The 14956-nt window shown below is 36.2% G+C and carries 14 protein-coding genes and 1 riboswitch; of the genes, 4 read left to right on the plus strand and 10 right to left on the minus strand.

The window, feature by feature from the left end; genetic code table 11:
• Positions 1 to 20 precede the first annotated feature (20 nt).
• Positions 21 to 155, minus strand: a complete 135-nt coding sequence (locus tag DEX24_RS17700) for a hypothetical protein (RefSeq protein WP_281288168.1) — start codon at positions 153 to 155, stop codon at positions 21 to 23.
• Positions 156 to 542: 387 nt separating this feature from the next.
• A riboswitch (ZMP/ZTP riboswitch) is annotated at positions 543 to 622 on the plus strand.
• An 85-nt stretch (positions 623 to 707) separates the two neighbouring features.
• Between DEX24_RS17700 and DEX24_RS13035 the strand changes: the two genes are divergently transcribed.
• Positions 708 to 1250, plus strand: a complete 543-nt coding sequence (locus DEX24_RS13035) for a phosphoribosyltransferase family protein (RefSeq protein ID WP_109306889.1) — start codon at positions 708 to 710, stop codon at positions 1248 to 1250.
• Between the two features lie 486 nt (positions 1251 to 1736).
• Here DEX24_RS13035 and DEX24_RS13040 read toward each other — a convergent pair whose 3' ends face one another.
• The 9 genes from DEX24_RS13040 to DEX24_RS13080 form a co-directional block, all read right to left on the minus strand.
• Positions 1737 to 3317: an amidohydrolase gene (locus DEX24_RS13040; RefSeq protein ID WP_109306853.1), complete on the minus strand. Its 1581-nt coding sequence runs from the start codon at positions 3315 to 3317 to the stop codon at positions 1737 to 1739.
• Positions 3317 to 4291 (minus strand): DUF3658 domain-containing protein, encoded by a 975-nt coding sequence (locus DEX24_RS13045; protein WP_170112946.1) that lies wholly within the window; start codon positions 4289 to 4291, stop codon positions 3317 to 3319. Before DEX24_RS13045 ends, DEX24_RS13040 begins: the two co-directional genes overlap by 1 nt.
• A gap of 441 nt (positions 4292 to 4732) precedes the next feature.
• A complete protein-coding gene (locus tag DEX24_RS13050) occupies positions 4733 to 5164 on the minus strand; it encodes a hypothetical protein (protein WP_109306855.1) in 432 nt (143 codons plus the stop codon).
• 220 nt (positions 5165 to 5384) lie between these two features.
• Positions 5385 to 6509, minus strand: coding sequence for an acetylornithine transaminase (gene argD, locus DEX24_RS13055; RefSeq protein ID WP_109306856.1), 1125 nt, complete (start codon positions 6507 to 6509; stop codon positions 5385 to 5387).
• Positions 6506 to 7288, minus strand: a complete 783-nt coding sequence (gene argB, locus DEX24_RS13060) for an acetylglutamate kinase (RefSeq protein ID WP_109306857.1) — start codon at positions 7286 to 7288, stop codon at positions 6506 to 6508. The genes argD and argB overlap by 4 nt, the downstream gene beginning before the upstream one ends.
• Complete coding sequence (gene argJ, locus DEX24_RS13065) at positions 7251 to 8477, minus strand: bifunctional ornithine acetyltransferase/N-acetylglutamate synthase (RefSeq protein WP_109306858.1); 1227 nt, start codon at positions 8475 to 8477, stop codon at positions 7251 to 7253. Before argJ ends, argB begins: the two co-directional genes overlap by 38 nt.
• 18 nt (positions 8478 to 8495) lie before the next feature.
• Entirely contained in the window at positions 8496 to 9530 is a 1035-nt protein-coding gene (argC, locus tag DEX24_RS13070; RefSeq protein WP_109306859.1) for an N-acetyl-gamma-glutamyl-phosphate reductase, read from the minus strand.
• A gap of 206 nt (positions 9531 to 9736) precedes the next feature.
• The gene (locus DEX24_RS13075) at positions 9737 to 10969 is read right to left on the minus strand and encodes an AI-2E family transporter (protein ID WP_109306860.1); all 1233 of its coding nucleotides are present in this window, start codon (positions 10967 to 10969) and stop codon (positions 9737 to 9739) included.
• A gap of 58 nt (positions 10970 to 11027) precedes the next feature.
• Positions 11028 to 11966: an LCP family protein gene (locus tag DEX24_RS13080; protein WP_109306861.1), complete on the minus strand. Its 939-nt coding sequence runs from the start codon at positions 11964 to 11966 to the stop codon at positions 11028 to 11030.
• Positions 11967 to 12086: 120 nt separating this feature from the next.
• Here DEX24_RS13080 and msrA point away from each other — a divergent pair, with 120 nt between their 5' ends.
• The 3 genes from msrA (at position 12087) to DEX24_RS13095 (ending at position 14739) form a co-directional block, all read left to right on the plus strand.
• The gene (gene msrA, locus DEX24_RS13085) at positions 12087 to 12617 is read left to right on the plus strand and encodes a peptide-methionine (S)-S-oxide reductase MsrA (protein ID WP_109306862.1); all 531 of its coding nucleotides are present in this window, start codon (positions 12087 to 12089) and stop codon (positions 12615 to 12617) included.
• Positions 12618 to 12743: 126 nt separating this feature from the next.
• On the plus strand, positions 12744 to 13649 hold the full coding sequence (locus tag DEX24_RS13090) for an AEC family transporter (RefSeq protein ID WP_109306863.1): 906 nt from the start codon (positions 12744 to 12746) through the stop codon (positions 13647 to 13649).
• A gap of 283 nt (positions 13650 to 13932) precedes the next feature.
• A complete protein-coding gene (locus DEX24_RS13095) occupies positions 13933 to 14739 on the plus strand; it encodes an SH3 domain-containing protein (RefSeq protein ID WP_109306864.1) in 807 nt (268 codons plus the stop codon).
• Positions 14740 to 14956 lie beyond the last annotated feature (217 nt).

A 14956-nucleotide genomic window follows, 5' to 3' on the forward strand; every position in this document is an offset into this window, starting at 1 on the left:
ACTCTACATTTTATCCAGTCTCAAATAAGCGGTGCTAGTCTATTCATTTCAACAGGAAAACCCGCATCCTTCGGGAGATTATTCACAATGACTGAAATGATTTGCGCTTCCTGTTCGGCTGTTACATGTCCTTTTCGACCCGTTTTTTTCGGCATAAGTCCAACCAATCTCTTTTCGTGATAGGCTTTCCGATAATTAAATAATATTTTGGGAGAAAGTCCTGTGTATTGGCTAATTCTTCATAGAATTTATCTGAACGAAATATATAAATGGTTTGATAACGAACATACTGCTTTTGTTTGTTTTCATTGTACATGACTAGCTTCGCTTCTTTTAAAGCAGTCTCGATCTACTCGTCAGAAACAAGGGTGATTTTGCGCATAATTTCTCTCCGTTTCTTGTCTGTTATGTTAACCAATGTACAAGAAAGCAAAAAAGATGATTCCTATATACTATCCAATCATCAGCTCGATATAAATCGTTTTCTACAAATTTTTTATTATTTGCAAAATTCGACAAAATTCGTTAAAATAGTCATATTCTATCCATTATACAACTGGCGTAGCATGGAGTTCACCATGAGGAAGTATAATGTTCTATGTCGTACGTCTGGGCAAGGTGTTTTATTAGCAATCGCTGATAGAACACCTTTTGTTTTGGTAAAATAGCTCAAAAAAGTTAATTAACAGAAGGTAGGAATGTTTATTATGTCAAAATCATTTACATTAAAAATTGCTGGTTTAGAACGTCAGCTACCCATTGTGAAATTATCACCAAGCTTATCAATTGCTAGCTTTGTCCTATTAGGCGATGCTGAACTTGTCAGACAAGCAACACCGTTACTTGTTAAAAAACTCCCACCATTTGATGTGATCATTACCGCAGAGGCAAAAGGAATTCCCTTAGCACAACAGCTCGCAAATGAATTACAATACGACCATTTTGTCGTTGCTAGAAAAAGTATTAAAGCCTATATGAAAAACCCCTTTGTCCTAGAAGTTAATTCTATTACAACTTCAACGACACAAATTCTATGTTTAGACTCATTAGATGTCGAACGTATTAAAGGCAAACGAGTTGCTATTATAGATGATGTTATTAGTACAGGTGAATCTATTCAATCACTGGAACAACTAATAACTAAAGCAGGCGGTCAAGTTGTTTGTAAGGCTGCTTTATTAGCAGAAGGCGATGCTGCTTTGCGCAAGGATATTATTTTCTTAGAAAAATTGCCTCTTTTCGTCGACTAGTTATTTCAAGTAGCTTCAACAACGACCTTTCTAGCATTAAAAAGAGTTCTATGTCATAGGATGAAGTGGCATGTTTTGAATGCAATATCTCCATCTAAATTCATATCTATTTCTTTATACTTGCTATTTCATACAATATTCGTATGAAAAAAGTCCATCCGTCTCCATTTCATTGCTAAACATTTATTTAGGATGAATTCCTTCTAAAAAGCCATTTGTGTAGCTCACATAAAAGCGAGTAATTAAGATGTGGTGAACCTGTGCTTTTTTCTGTCTATTTTTAGGTATATTCATCACGATTACAAGAAATGGCGAGGACTCCTGCCGAAAAATAAAGGGTGCGTTACTTGTCGACGGAAAGTTTTCGCCATTTCTATTTTTCTAAAACATGAATTATTTTAATACCCCCAGCATATATAATAGAACCAAAAAGTGAGAAGTGGCCTTATTATGCCGCTTCTCACTTTTTTTAATTTCAATCTCTACTTAGTTATTCTCAAAAACTATTTTACCATCTACAATTGTCATTTTCACTTGAGCTTGGAGCATTTTTTCAATTGCTATCGTAAATAAATCTTCTTTAAATATTGTAAAATCTGCAATATACCCTGGTTGAATCATTCCGCGATCATGTTCGTGGTGAATCATCTCGGCGCTACCGACTGTATAAAGACGTAGTGCTTCATAGCGCGTTAATTTTTGTTGTGGAACATAGCCACCATGATTTTCTTCAGGTTTTTTACGTGTAATCGCTGCATAAATGCCTGCCAAGGGATCCACGGGTTCAATTGGTGAATCGCTCCCGCCTCCACATTTAATACCCGCGTCCAATAAAGATTTCCAAGGGAAAGCATACGGTAAGCGCTGTTCACCTATTTTATTCCCTACCCATGGAAAGTCAGAAGTAACAAATGTCGGCTGAATATCAACTGCTAGATCAATTTTAGTCATGCGATGAAGTAAATCCTCATTCAATAAACAAGCATGAATGATCCGATGTCTTGTACCGCTTGGAGGTGGATAATTTTCCATAAGTTTAATCACCTGTGTTGCTGCTGCATCACCAATGGTATGTACTGCAATCGGGCGACTATAAGCTTGTGCAAGTTGGAATAGTTCTTCCATTGCTATGTCATCTTGTATAAGTAGACCCTTATTCGTAAAATCATCGGCATATGGCTCAAGTAAAGCAGCCGTTGAACCACCAAATGAGCCATCAGCAAAAATCTTCATTGCACCAAGTGACATGAAATCATCATCAAATAGTAACTCATCCTCCATCATCGCTGCAAATACTTCATTATGGATGAGCAGGTTTGCACGGAAATCTTTACGTCCCAACAGTACTTTTTTGTAGGCATTATATGAATAATTATAATGACCAAAATAAGCCATTTCTTCTGAATGCCCACCCGTTAAACCTCGTGCATGCATATGTTCAATTGTATGATGTAATACATTCTCTAATTGTTGACGAAAAGCTGCTCCTTCTTGAGGAATAGCAGCTTTTAATAAATCGGCAGCCTGTTCATAGAGTAAACCATTTAATTCTCCACTACTATGACGCCCGATTAAACCACCTTGTGGATTTGCTGTCGCTTCTGTGATGCCCGCTAAATCAAATGCTAATCGATTGCCTAAAAAAACATGACGACAGACACGCGACACAATAAGTGGCATCGTTGTAATCGCATCTAACTCTGCCATTGTTGGTATCCGTTGATCAGGAAAATTATTTTCATTAAAACTTTCAACCCATAGCCATTCATCATCAGCTGTTTTCTTAGCTTGTTCAGCGATTAAATACAACATATCTTCCGCAGATTGGACATCGCTCAAATCGAGACGTGTCAGTTTTAGTCCTGTACCAATCATATGGAGATGGCTATCAACAAAACCCGGATACATTGTTGCTCCTTGTAAATCGAGCTGTTCATCTGCTAAATCTACAAGCTCATCATAGCGTCCTATAGCGCTTATTCTCCCTTCTTCAATGAGTACTGCTTCGACTGTTTGTTCAGGTGCTGTCATTGTATAAATTTTACCATTATGTATTAAACGCTTCATCATGACACCCCACTCGCTAATTTTATTCGTTGATTAAACAAATTTGTACTGTCTACTGCACATTGTAAAATACCTTGAGCGATTAAGTAATTCACACGATAGTACAACCATTCCTTACTTAGATAATCATCTGATTGACAAATAATTTCACCAATGATTCGGATACTTCTACTATACTCATTTGTTGCTAGCTGTGTTATTTTTTCATCATAAAATGCTTCTTCCACTTCGATGATGGTACAATTTTGCCAAATACGTAAACAGCCGATTGAATTTCGCGCTACCTGCCATCGTTTTTGTAGGCTCTTTCTTTCGCTGTCTGGCAAGGCATCCATCTCTATACTACGATTGAAGTGGCTCACTACGTCTTTCGCACAAAGATCACTTGAACTACGATATACTAAATTCCCCACTTCCATATCGGATGCCGGAATGTCGATTATTCGAATAGAGAGATCACTTGGTAAATGTGTTAATGTGTAGGAAAGAGCCAATTTTTCATGCGCATTATTTGCTACCCATATAACGACTGAATGACCGACAGCAATACTACGAATTTCTGCTGTGAAAGTAGCCATTGCTCGATTCATCTGACTGAGACCACGTTCAAACAGCCAGTCAGTACGGTGTTCGTTTAATGGACCAATCGATAATACATCATCTAGCACATGTACTGTAGAGGATGATTTTTTCAGCATATGTACTAATAGTTGTTGATGCCCTAAAGAAAATGTAATATGATGCATATTTTCGACAGTCATTCGTTCGATACGTTTTTCACGCTGTTGTTGATTGATTTCGCTTTGCTGTTTCATTGCGTGTTCAAAAGAATCAACAAAAAGTAATAAACGGTCAGTAAATGCTAGTTTATCATGCTCATTCGCTTCACCATTTCGTAGTTCGGTCAGCTCTTTATATAACAGTGTGAGTAGTTGTTTTTGTTCTGCACTGTTGATTTCTTCTCCCCACATCATTACATTACCTCTTTCTTTTCTTCTCTTTTCCATTATTATGCCATTTAAAACAATTGGAAATCAACTAGTAGCTTAAGTAATGATTGAACATTCTTTAGCATAAGGGCTCAGGGGCATTACTTGAGGTTGAATACATGTATTGTAGTTATCTCTATAATTGAATTTGATTTTTCTAGCCTCATCGATGATCTCGTACGCTTCTTTCATCCTAATACAAAAAAAGTTTATCATACATGACAAAAACATCTCCAAAGCTCGTTAGGTATTCGATACCTAAACTCTTGAAAGATGTTTTTATTTTGCTCAGGCCTGTCTATCTAAAATAATAAAGTTCAGGAATATTAGTTGACAGAGCGCTTCACTATATTGTGAGAACAGCAACGCAGCTGTTTTGCGGTCACTCTACTCACTTTCAGTCCTAGTCAATAGGCGTATACTACATTACGGTTTGAAAACAAATAAAGTAGTTGGTGTCGCTTGTGGCGGCAAGCTTGCTGTCATCATTTGGCAAAATGCCAAAACATTTGAGCCGTTTTGTAAAGGTGCACCAAGATGTTTTGTCTTATGAGCATCCACCCGCATAATCAAAGCATGATCTACCATCTTTTTCTCCGCATCATAGACACCACTAATGACGCCAAAATAATCGTCTTGCTCTTTCATGACTAATACATGTTGACCATGTGAAAAATAATTAATAAAATGGTCCCCTTTTTTCAACTCATCTACTGTTCTTCTTTCACCATCTCCACCATGAAGAATTTCCGTTGTCAGGGGTAAATGAAAAATACAATCGACTGTTTGCAATAAAATATAATCATCTTTTACAGTTGTTTTTGAAATAATACCTTGTCTTGAATAAATAGTTTTCATTTCTGTTACCTCCTACTATAAAAAATGAGCCGCTACACATAGTTAGCGACTCATTTACTATCATTTTAGTATATAAAACGATGTTTGGAAAGCAATAGTTGCGTGATTTCATAAGCGACTTGGTCCCTGTTCCGCCTCGCCTATGTCCACACTGTTTAAGAGGTTTATTTCTGTCGTGAATTGTGATTCTCTGAACACATTAATTCACAGTCATTATTATTTATAATAAAACACTTTTTAGCAATGCAATTGCTTCATCTATTTCAGCATTGGTTACATTAAGAGGTGGAAGTAGGCGTAAGGTTGTCGCACCTGCCCCGACAACTAATAAACCAATTTCTTCACAAGCTGCTACTATTTCTGGAATTGGTTTATCTAATGCTAATCCTAGTAATAAGCCCATACCCCGCACTTCATATTGCGGGAAATGCATCGTTAGTTGCTCTTTAAAATATTGAGACGAAGCTTGTACATTACCAAGAAAATCAGCAGTTAATACTGTATCTGAAATCGCTTGTGCAACTGCAACTGCTTGAGGATTACCACCAAACGTTGACCCATGCGTTCCTGGTCCAAAACTATCAAAAAGATCCGCTGTTCCAAGCATAGCACCGATTGGAAAACCACCGCCTAAACCTTTTGCTAATGTTACAATATTAGGTTTTAATACAGTTTGTTCGTAAGCAAATTTACTACCGGTTCGACCGATTCCTGTTTGAACTTCATCAACAATCAATAAAATGCCTGTATCATCACAAATTTTTTGTATTGCTTCTGCAAAAGCTGGTGTTACAGTGTTCACTCCCCCTTCACCTTGAATAACTTCCAGCATAATAGCGGCTGTTTCATCGTCTACAGCTTGTTGTAAAGCAACAATATTATTAAATTCAACATATTCAAATGTTTCAACAATTGGCCCGAAACCACTATGTACTTTTTCTTGACCTGTCGCGCTCATTGCTGCAAAAGTTCGGCCGTGGAAAGAATTAACGAAAGTAATCATCTTATGTTTTTTTGTATGTTTACGCGCTAATTTAATAGCGGCTTCATTTGCTTCGGTACCTGAATTACAAAAGAACCCATATGATAGATGTGTATCTTGAACTAAATCTGCTGCCAGTCGATCCTGCTGAGGACTGGCATATAAATTCGAAACATGCCATAATTTTTCACTCTGCTCCTTTAATGCATTTACGAGTATTGGATGGCAATGACCTAAAGCTAGAACCGCAATTCCACTTGTAAAATCAACATATTTTTTACCTGTTGAATCCCAAGCATATACACCTTGACCTTCCACTAAATTAATAGGACGTCTACCGTAATTTTGAAATAATGCTGTCATGATAAAGTAACCTTCTCTCTGTGAATTGTGGTGCCTGTTAATTGATGTCCCACTATTTTGACGTTTGGAACACCTGCAGCAACGCAGCCTACTGCTGCCAACACTTTAGGAATCATTCCACCATATATATCCCCTGAAGTAATCCAGTTATTTATTTGTTGCTCTGTCGTTTTTTCTATTACTTCATTATTGATTTGGATCCCCTCTATATCAGTGACAAATAGCAGTTCCTCTGCTTGCAATGCTAATGCTAATGCACTTGCCGCAGTATCACCATTAATATTGATTAATTGTCGTGTTGATGTCGTACCGATGCAACTAACTACAGGGATAATACCTATAGTCTGAAGTTGTTCAATCACTGTCGCATTAACCTCATCCACTTCACCAACATGTCCATAAATTGCTTTATCTAAGTAATGACAATGCAACAGATTGGCATCTTGACCATTTAAACCGATGGCCATAAAACCTGCTTCATTTAATTCGCCAACTAACATTGGATTCACTTGACCAATCAATGTTTCTGCTACAATACCAATAGCTGCATCTGTCGTAACACGCAGACCATTGATTTTCGTAGTCGGAATGGCTGCTTTTGCCAATGCCTTATTTATAGCAGGCCCCCCTCCGTGAACGATTGTAATAGCACAACTACCTTGTAATTGCTGTAGCTCTTTAAAAAACGCCTTATTTAAACCACCAAGCATGCTGCCACCAAGTTTAATAACGACCTTTTTCTTATGATCTGTACGTTGCGTTGATTTGAACATAATCATACGTCAAGTCACATCCCCATGCTTGGCCATATCCATCGCCTTGGAAAAGATTAGCATATATTTTCACTTCATGATTTTTCAAATACGCTGTCAATACTGCTTCATCAAACTGTAATGGCTCACCTTTATCAACAACCATCGTTTGACCGATTGATATTTGGATATTTGTTGGGTCGATTGAACAACCACTATAACCAATTGCACAAATGACACGACCCCAGTTTGCATCACAACCGAAAACGGCTGTTTTTACAAGTGGTGAACCAACAACCGTTTTTGCAATTTTAAGTGCTTCTGCATCTGTTGCCCCACCTTCTACCGTCACTTCGATAAGTTTTGTAGCGCCCTCGCCATCTTTGGCAATCAGTTTTGCTAGATCACGTGATACCAGCTGGAAAATTTCAACGAATGTAGACCACTGGGGATGTTGTTCATCCAATGTTTGATTATTGGCTAAACCATTTGCTAATACTAATACTGTATCGTTCGTCGATGTATCTCCATCAACTGTAATGGCATTGAAGGTAATATCTGTCGTTTCTTTTAGCAATGATTGTAATGTTGATTGCTCAATATTGGCATCTGTTGTAATAAAACCAAGCATCGTTGCCATATTTGGCTCAATCATACCTGAACCCTTTGCAACACCTGCAATAATAACTTCCTTACCATCAATTTCTAAACTATATGCAGTATTTTTCATTACTGTATCTGTCGTTAAAATCGATTGTGCAAAATCGATTGCATTTTCTAATTTTCCGCCAAGTTGTAATGCTGCAATACCAGCTTCAACTTTATCCATTTTCATACGTTCTCCAATTACACCCGTAGAGGCAACACCTACTAGATTTTCATCTATTCCTAATTTAGCTGCCGCAAGAACTTGCATTTGCTTCGCATCTTTAATACCTTGTTCACCCGTACAAGCATTCGCATTCCCAGAATTAATAATAATGGCTTGCATTTTTTCATTCGCATAAACCGTATTTTTTGTTAGGACAAGTGGCGCAGCTTTAATCGCATTTGTCGTAAAGACACCTGCAACGCTTGCTGGAACTTCACTAAATATCATGCCAATATCTTTTTTCTTATGCTTTAAACCACAGTGGAAACCTGCTGCGCTAAATCCTTTTGGTGCAATTATACTTTCGCTTACTAATCTTTTCGCTGATTCGATTAACTGTGTCATATTATTTCTCCTTTAGGATTAAATAAATAATGGTACGGCCTGTAAGCCGGCTTTTTCATTGAAGCCCATTATTAAATTCATATTTTGAATGGCTTGTCCTGCTGCACCTTTAACTAAATTGTCAATTACTGCAACAATCGTTACACGATTTGTTCGATCATCTACATTAAATGTAATATCACAAAAATTTGTCCCTTTCACTTGCTTCGTACTTAAAGTAGCTACATCTGGCATAAAACGAATAAAAGGATCGTCACTATAGGTATCCGTAAATGCTTTATGTAGATCTGCTGCTGTCACACCAGGTGATAATTTCGCATAGCTAGTTGTAATAATGCCACGAACCATAGGAACTAAATGTGTTGTAAATGTAATAGGCTCAACTGTGCCAGTACATGATTTTATAGCTTGCTCAATTTCTGGAATATGTTGATGTTTATTAATTTTATAAACAGTCGTCGCATCTGTTGTTTCTGCATAATGTGTTAGTTGGCTTGGTTTATTCCCTGAACCAGAAACACCACTTTTAGCGTCTATAATCAATCCTTCATGACTGATTAAATTTGTTTTTAGCAATGGCAATAATGATAAAAGTACTGCCGTTGGATAACATCCTGGATTGGCAATTAATTTTGCACTGCGAATTGCATCATTATTCCAACTACATAAACCATATACACTCTTTGCTAGCAAATCTTCTGGAGCCGTTTTTTTGCCATACCATTTTTCGTAATCTGCGCTATTTTTCAATCTCAAATCGCCGGACAAATCAATGAAAATTGTATTTTCATTATAAATATTTGGAATAAGTTGACCCGATACGCCAGATGGTGTTCCCAAAAAGACAATACTCAATTGTTCGATTGCTTGCTTTGTAATTTTTTCAAGCGGTGCATCGTAAAGCTTCGTCAGATGTGGATATTTTGTCGATAAGCTTACGCCTTCTTCTGATGAAGTAAATAATTGAATTGTTTGTACTTCTTGATGACTATGAAGCAGCCGAATAAGCTCCAATCCACCATAGCCTGTTGCGCCAATAATACCGACCTTCATACGCTCACCTCTTTTGTTTGATAGGAATATTATATAAATGTATATTTATAATGTCAAATGTATTTTTATTTATTTTTACTATTTTCTAATAATTAGAGTAAATATACGTTTTAACGCATAAAAAATACACGCAAATGAACACCACTATAGCTTATACCATAGTATCATTCACTGCGTGCTTTTTTATTTATGCATTTTTTATAATGTTATTGCTTATTTTTTTTTAATTCTTCTTCTTCACTTTTTAATAGTTCGACATCATAGTGCATATCATCTTCATCTTGAAATTTATTATATCGCTTTTTATATAAATTCCACAGATGCGTAACGAGCACTTTTAAAACGGCATATGATGGAATGCCTAGAACGACTCCAGGGACACCAAAAAGGGAGCCTGCTGTTAATAGGACAAAAATAATCGTGATCGGATGGACATGTAACGATTTCCCCATTACTTGAGGTGAAATAAATTTACCATCAATTAATTGGACGACTGTCCAAACAACAGCTAATTTTAATAACATAACAGGAGCAGTGACAACGGCTATAATAGCTGCCGGTGTAATAGCAATTAATGGTCCTAAATACGGTACAACCGATGTAATCATCGCAAGAAAACCAAGAGGTACTGCATAATCAAGACCAATAATAAGGAAACCAATCGTCACCATAACACCGATACAAAACGCGACAATAATTTGTCCTTGAATATAGCTGCTTATTTGACTATCAGCTGTTTTCAATAAATGAGTTGTATCTGGGCGCATGCGTGGTGGGAAAAGTTTAACGAATGCCTTCGGTAATTTCTCTCCATCTTTTAAGAGATAAAACAAGATAAATGGCGCGGTAACTAACGCTAATACAATCCCCGCTAAAGTAGACACAAATCCTGTAATACCAGAAGCTAAGCCCGTTCCTAGATTACTTGCTGCCTCTTTAACATAATTCGTCAAGTCAGTGCCAACCTGTGTTACGGTTTCATCTAGGTTAATATTGTATTTATCTAGAGTAGACGTAAATCGGGAATCTGCAACAAAATTTTGAATAACCTCCACAAACTGTGAGAAAAACTGTGGAAATTCTGAGATAAGATTAGTAAATTGTTCTTTTAAAAAGGGTACAACTAATGTAACAAGTAATGTAATTAAACCAATTACCGCTAAGTAAATTAGTGCGATTCCCCATATTTTAGGTATCTTTAATTTCATTAAAAGCTTTAATACAGGTCTTAATAAATAAAAACCAATTACCGCAAGTATAACCGGCAATACAATTGTGTGTATAAAGACAAATATTGGTTTAAAAATAAATGATACCTTATCAAAAATCATCAACGTGATCCCTACTAATAATAATGTGACCAAACCGAACAATAAGTTTTTGCCACCAAGAAATCTTATAAATTTTGTGTTAAAAAAACTTTTCTTTTCAGGCTCCATACACAATCCCCCAATTCACCTAACATATGACTTTTGTTTCAAGTATACACCTTTTTCGTTATTTAAACGTCAGGAAAGTATTTAAAGCTTGCACGTTTTTTTCTCTGTCTATTTCAATGACTGAACCTACATTTGGATAACGAGCAAATGTATAACCATCCTTCACTGGAATTGTGAGTTTTTCAATATTTACACCGCCGCCTTTTACAGCGCCCAATAGCATTTTCAGCTGACTGTCTTTCGTAATATCCGATTGCACATATCCTTGGATTGCACCTAATAATTTAGGATAATTTTTAACATTGCCTGGTTTCAAAACTTCTTGCTTTAATGCTTCTAATGCTTGCTGTTGACGTTCTACACGGCCAAAATCGCCTTTTTCATCATAGCGGAAGCGCGAAAAGCCTAATAATTCTTTCCCATTCAAACGCTGGGTCCCTTTTTTTAAGGATACACCGATATTCTTAGACATATCATGTGGTACAGTTACTTCAACACCATTCGGTGCTGCTACATCCACGACATTTTCAAAGTTTTTAAAATCCACAACCGCTACATGATTGATTTCTAAATCAAACATTTGCTTCAGTGTTGCTTTCAATAAATCCGCTCCACCCAAATAATAAGCTGTATTTAATTTATAGCTATTATAACCTGGGATTTCAGCATAAATATCACGCATAAAAGATACCATTTTTACATCATTCGTATCTTTATTCCATGACACTAACATCATCGTATCAGAACGTGATTTTTTCTCCCCACGTGAATCTACACCTACTAATAGAATATTCTCTATCGTCGCTTTAGAATTAGGGTCACCATCAAATTTCATTGTAGCCTTGGCAGGTGAATCCGCCTCTGCCATATTCAAACCTGATTTATACTGCGTATATGCATACCCTCCTGCTGCTAAAATACAGACAAGGATCATTAATAGGAATACACGACCTTTTCTGAGCTTTCTTTTTTTTCGACCTTTTCTTTTTTGGGTCATGCAAATTCTCCTTTCAAGACTAACATTATTTGTTTATAATTATATCAGATACATAATTTTTTAGTGAAATAATTATTTCACTAAAACTTTAAAGCATTCAATTTCTAGGAGGAATCGCATATGTCAACTAAATCATTATCACAAGCCACCTTTGCTGGTGGTTGTTTTTGGTGTATGGTCAAACCATTCACCGATTACCCAGGAATTGTAGGGATTGTTTCGGGTTATATGGGCGGTTCACAAAAAACAGCGACATATGAGCAAGTAAAAACAGGAACAACAGGTCATACAGAAGCTGTACAAATCACCTTTGACGACACCCTCTTCTCATATGAGCAACTATTAGAAATTTACTGGCCACAAGTAGATCCAACAGATGATGAAGGTCAATTTCAAGACAGAGGTTCAAACTATCGCGCAATGATTTTTTATCATAATGAAGAACAAAAATCACTTGCTGAAAAATCAAAGGAACAATTAATTCAATCAAACCGTTTCAAAAAACCGATCATTACACCAATCGTTAAAGCGATGACATTTTTCCCTGCTGAAGACGATCATCAAGATTTTTATAAAAAAAATCCGCAGCACTATAAAGAAGACCTTGAACAATCAGGGCGTAAAGAGTTTATCTCAACTAATTGGCAATAATTTCACACTCTATGGAAGACGAATATGACTTTGAAAGGTTCATATTCGCCTTTTTCCATTATTTCCCCTATTTAACTATTGTAAAACACAATTAAACCTATTTACTATATGAAAGAAGATGTAAAAATGTCCTTATTTCTCATTATTTTACCGGTAATTTTAGTATTTTTAACAGGGTTCATAGGTCAGAAGGCTCTCCATTTTGATATTAAAAATATTTCCACTTTAACACTTTACGTCATGTCCCCCGTTTTAGCATTCCGTACTTTTTATACGACACCTCTGACACCTGACTATATGTATATTATATTATTCGCTGTTTTACTCTGCTTCATGCTATTTATCGTTACATGGCTGACGACAAAGCTGATTCATGCCGATCGCTCAGAATCTTCTGCTATGATGCTAGGGGCTGTTTTCATGAATAGCGGTAATTACGGTGCGCCAGTAGCTCTTTTTGCTTTTGGTCAAGAAGGTTTTCACATCGCCGTTATTATTATGGTATTGCATTCTTTACTAATGAATACACTCGGTATTTTCTTCGCTTCTATGGGGAGTGATGATAAACCATCATTAAAAACATCTTTATCAAAAGTTTATACGATGCCGGTTCTATGGGGTGCGGTGATTGGTCTTGCCATGCAACTTATTCATATCCCATTGCATGAATCTATTTTAAATGGTGTGGATTTAATTGCCGATGCCTCCATTCCGGTTGTCATGTTAATTCTTGGCATGCAGCTAGCAGTCATTTCTCGTAAAAAGGTTAATTATACGGCGATGGCTACTACAACTAGCATCCGTATGATTATTTCACCTCTCCTAGCCGCGGCCATTTTATTTTTCATGCCCTTACCTACTATCGTCAAATCTGTTTTGATTTTACAAGCGGCTATGCCTGCTGCTGCAAATACAACGATGTTGGCCTTACAATTTAATACGAAGCCGGATCTCGTATCATTCACAACATTTATCACAACTGCTATTAGTATTTTTAGTATTCCAATTGTCTTATTTTTCTTAGGTGTCTAACTCTAGCTTTTTTCTATACAGCTATGCATAGTGTAATTCATAGGTCCATTGAATTAAACATCATTTGAAATGCCTTCTTTTTTTATATATTTATTTCAATACACATGATATTTGAATCAAATTATCATTTATCTATTAAAATACGTTTAAGAGTATGTTATTTTGGTAATGTATTAACAAGCTATGTTACTTGCATCCATATAGCGCTAATAAATTCTATGCTTACATAGCTTTATGGGTGTCTCTTTTTACAGTAGCTCGCTTGAAAGAGGAGGGCTTAATGATGAAAAATAAACGACCAACAATCATCGCACTTTCAGCAACATTAACATTAGGTATTGCATCAATTGGTACAACGCCTACTACAGCAAATGCAAACGCTCATTTAGTGAAATCCGTGACAACTCCATCGTATAAAACGACTTCTTTAAAAGATTTTAGAACAGTGAAAAATACAAGCTCTGTGTATATTTATTCAAAACCTTCAATAAAATCAGCAAAACTTCAAAAATTACCAAAAAATAGCGCAGTCGTCATTACGTCAAAAAAATCTGGTAGTTTTACTAAAATTAGATATATTTTTGGATATGCTTATATTAAAACGGCTCATTTAAGTAAGGCGACACCTGCCAATAATGCTCCGTTAGCACGAGATATTAGTAAAAAGTATCACTACGAATTACCTTATAACAACGGCTCACGATTCAATAACAAGTTTAATGCGTCATTTACGAAAGTTTATGCCCCTAACAAAGCTGTACAAAACTTTTGGCTGTATCACTCCGAACCAGATCAAAAAGGCGTGGTAGAATTTGATACAACACGCGGTTTATATATGGGCGATATAGAAAATGGCTATTTGTCATTAGCTGTGAAATATCCTACGAGAAAAAATGCAACTTGGTCCGGTAGTTATGGCAATAAATCACGTATTATTAGTACAAAATCTACTGTCAAAACGACGGCTGGAACTTTTAAAAATGTAGTAATTGTCAAAAATAGTGGTAATTATTCTTATTTCGCTCCAAATAAAGGGCTTATCCTTCTTAAAAACAAACATAAAAAGACGATTATGAAATTAATAAAATAATGTAATTCCAATAGAGACCCCCACAATCGCCAAGCGATTATGGGGGTTTTATCGAGTAAATAATGGTTCTATACTATTTGATGGGTTTTTCAACTAGTTTTTTAGAAGGTATTCATCATAAAACAGAGGTTTTAAAATGCACTGTATTTGGCTGTAGACGCTTGGTTCATTTTCGAGCGCAGATGTGATTGAATAGGAAGGATCAAGAAATTGGTTG

It is taken from the genome of Kurthia sibirica (genome assembly GCF_003143975.1).
Classification (GTDB): Bacteria; Bacillota; Bacilli; order Bacillales_A; family Planococcaceae; genus Kurthia; species Kurthia sibirica.

What these genes read in the sequence shown, in the direction of transcription:
- DEX24_RS17700 (WP_281288168.1), bottom strand. Translation starts at nt 155, where the DNA reads ATGCCGAAAAAAACGGGTCGAAAAGGACATGTAACAGCCGAACAGGAA.
- DEX24_RS13035 (WP_109306889.1), top strand. Translation starts at nt 708, where the DNA reads ATGTCAAAATCATTTACATTAAAAATTGCTGGTTTAGAACGTCAGCTA.
- DEX24_RS13040 (WP_109306853.1), bottom strand. Translation starts at nt 3,317, where the DNA reads ATGAAGCGTTTAATACATAATGGTAAAATTTATACAATGACAGCACCT.
- DEX24_RS13045 (WP_170112946.1), bottom strand. Translation starts at nt 4,291, where the DNA reads ATGATGTGGGGAGAAGAAATCAACAGTGCAGAACAAAAACAACTACTC.
- DEX24_RS13050 (WP_109306855.1), bottom strand. Translation starts at nt 5,164, where the DNA reads ATGAAAACTATTTATTCAAGACAAGGTATTATTTCAAAAACAACTGTA.
- argD (WP_109306856.1), bottom strand. Translation starts at nt 6,509, where the DNA reads ATGACAGCATTATTTCAAAATTACGGTAGACGTCCTATTAATTTAGTG.
- argB (WP_109306857.1), bottom strand. Translation starts at nt 7,288, where the DNA reads ATGATTATGTTCAAATCAACGCAACGTACAGATCATAAGAAAAAGGTC.
- argJ (WP_109306858.1), bottom strand. Translation starts at nt 8,477, where the DNA reads ATGACACAGTTAATCGAATCAGCGAAAAGATTAGTAAGCGAAAGTATA.
- argC (WP_109306859.1), bottom strand. Translation starts at nt 9,530, where the DNA reads ATGAAGGTCGGTATTATTGGCGCAACAGGCTATGGTGGATTGGAGCTT.
- DEX24_RS13075 (WP_109306860.1), bottom strand. Translation starts at nt 10,969, where the DNA reads ATGGAGCCTGAAAAGAAAAGTTTTTTTAACACAAAATTTATAAGATTT.
- DEX24_RS13080 (WP_109306861.1), bottom strand. Translation starts at nt 11,966, where the DNA reads ATGACCCAAAAAAGAAAAGGTCGAAAAAAAAGAAAGCTCAGAAAAGGT.
- msrA (WP_109306862.1), top strand. Translation starts at nt 12,087, where the DNA reads ATGTCAACTAAATCATTATCACAAGCCACCTTTGCTGGTGGTTGTTTT.
- DEX24_RS13090 (WP_109306863.1), top strand. Translation starts at nt 12,744, where the DNA reads ATGTCCTTATTTCTCATTATTTTACCGGTAATTTTAGTATTTTTAACA.
- DEX24_RS13095 (WP_109306864.1), top strand. Translation starts at nt 13,933, where the DNA reads ATGAAAAATAAACGACCAACAATCATCGCACTTTCAGCAACATTAACA.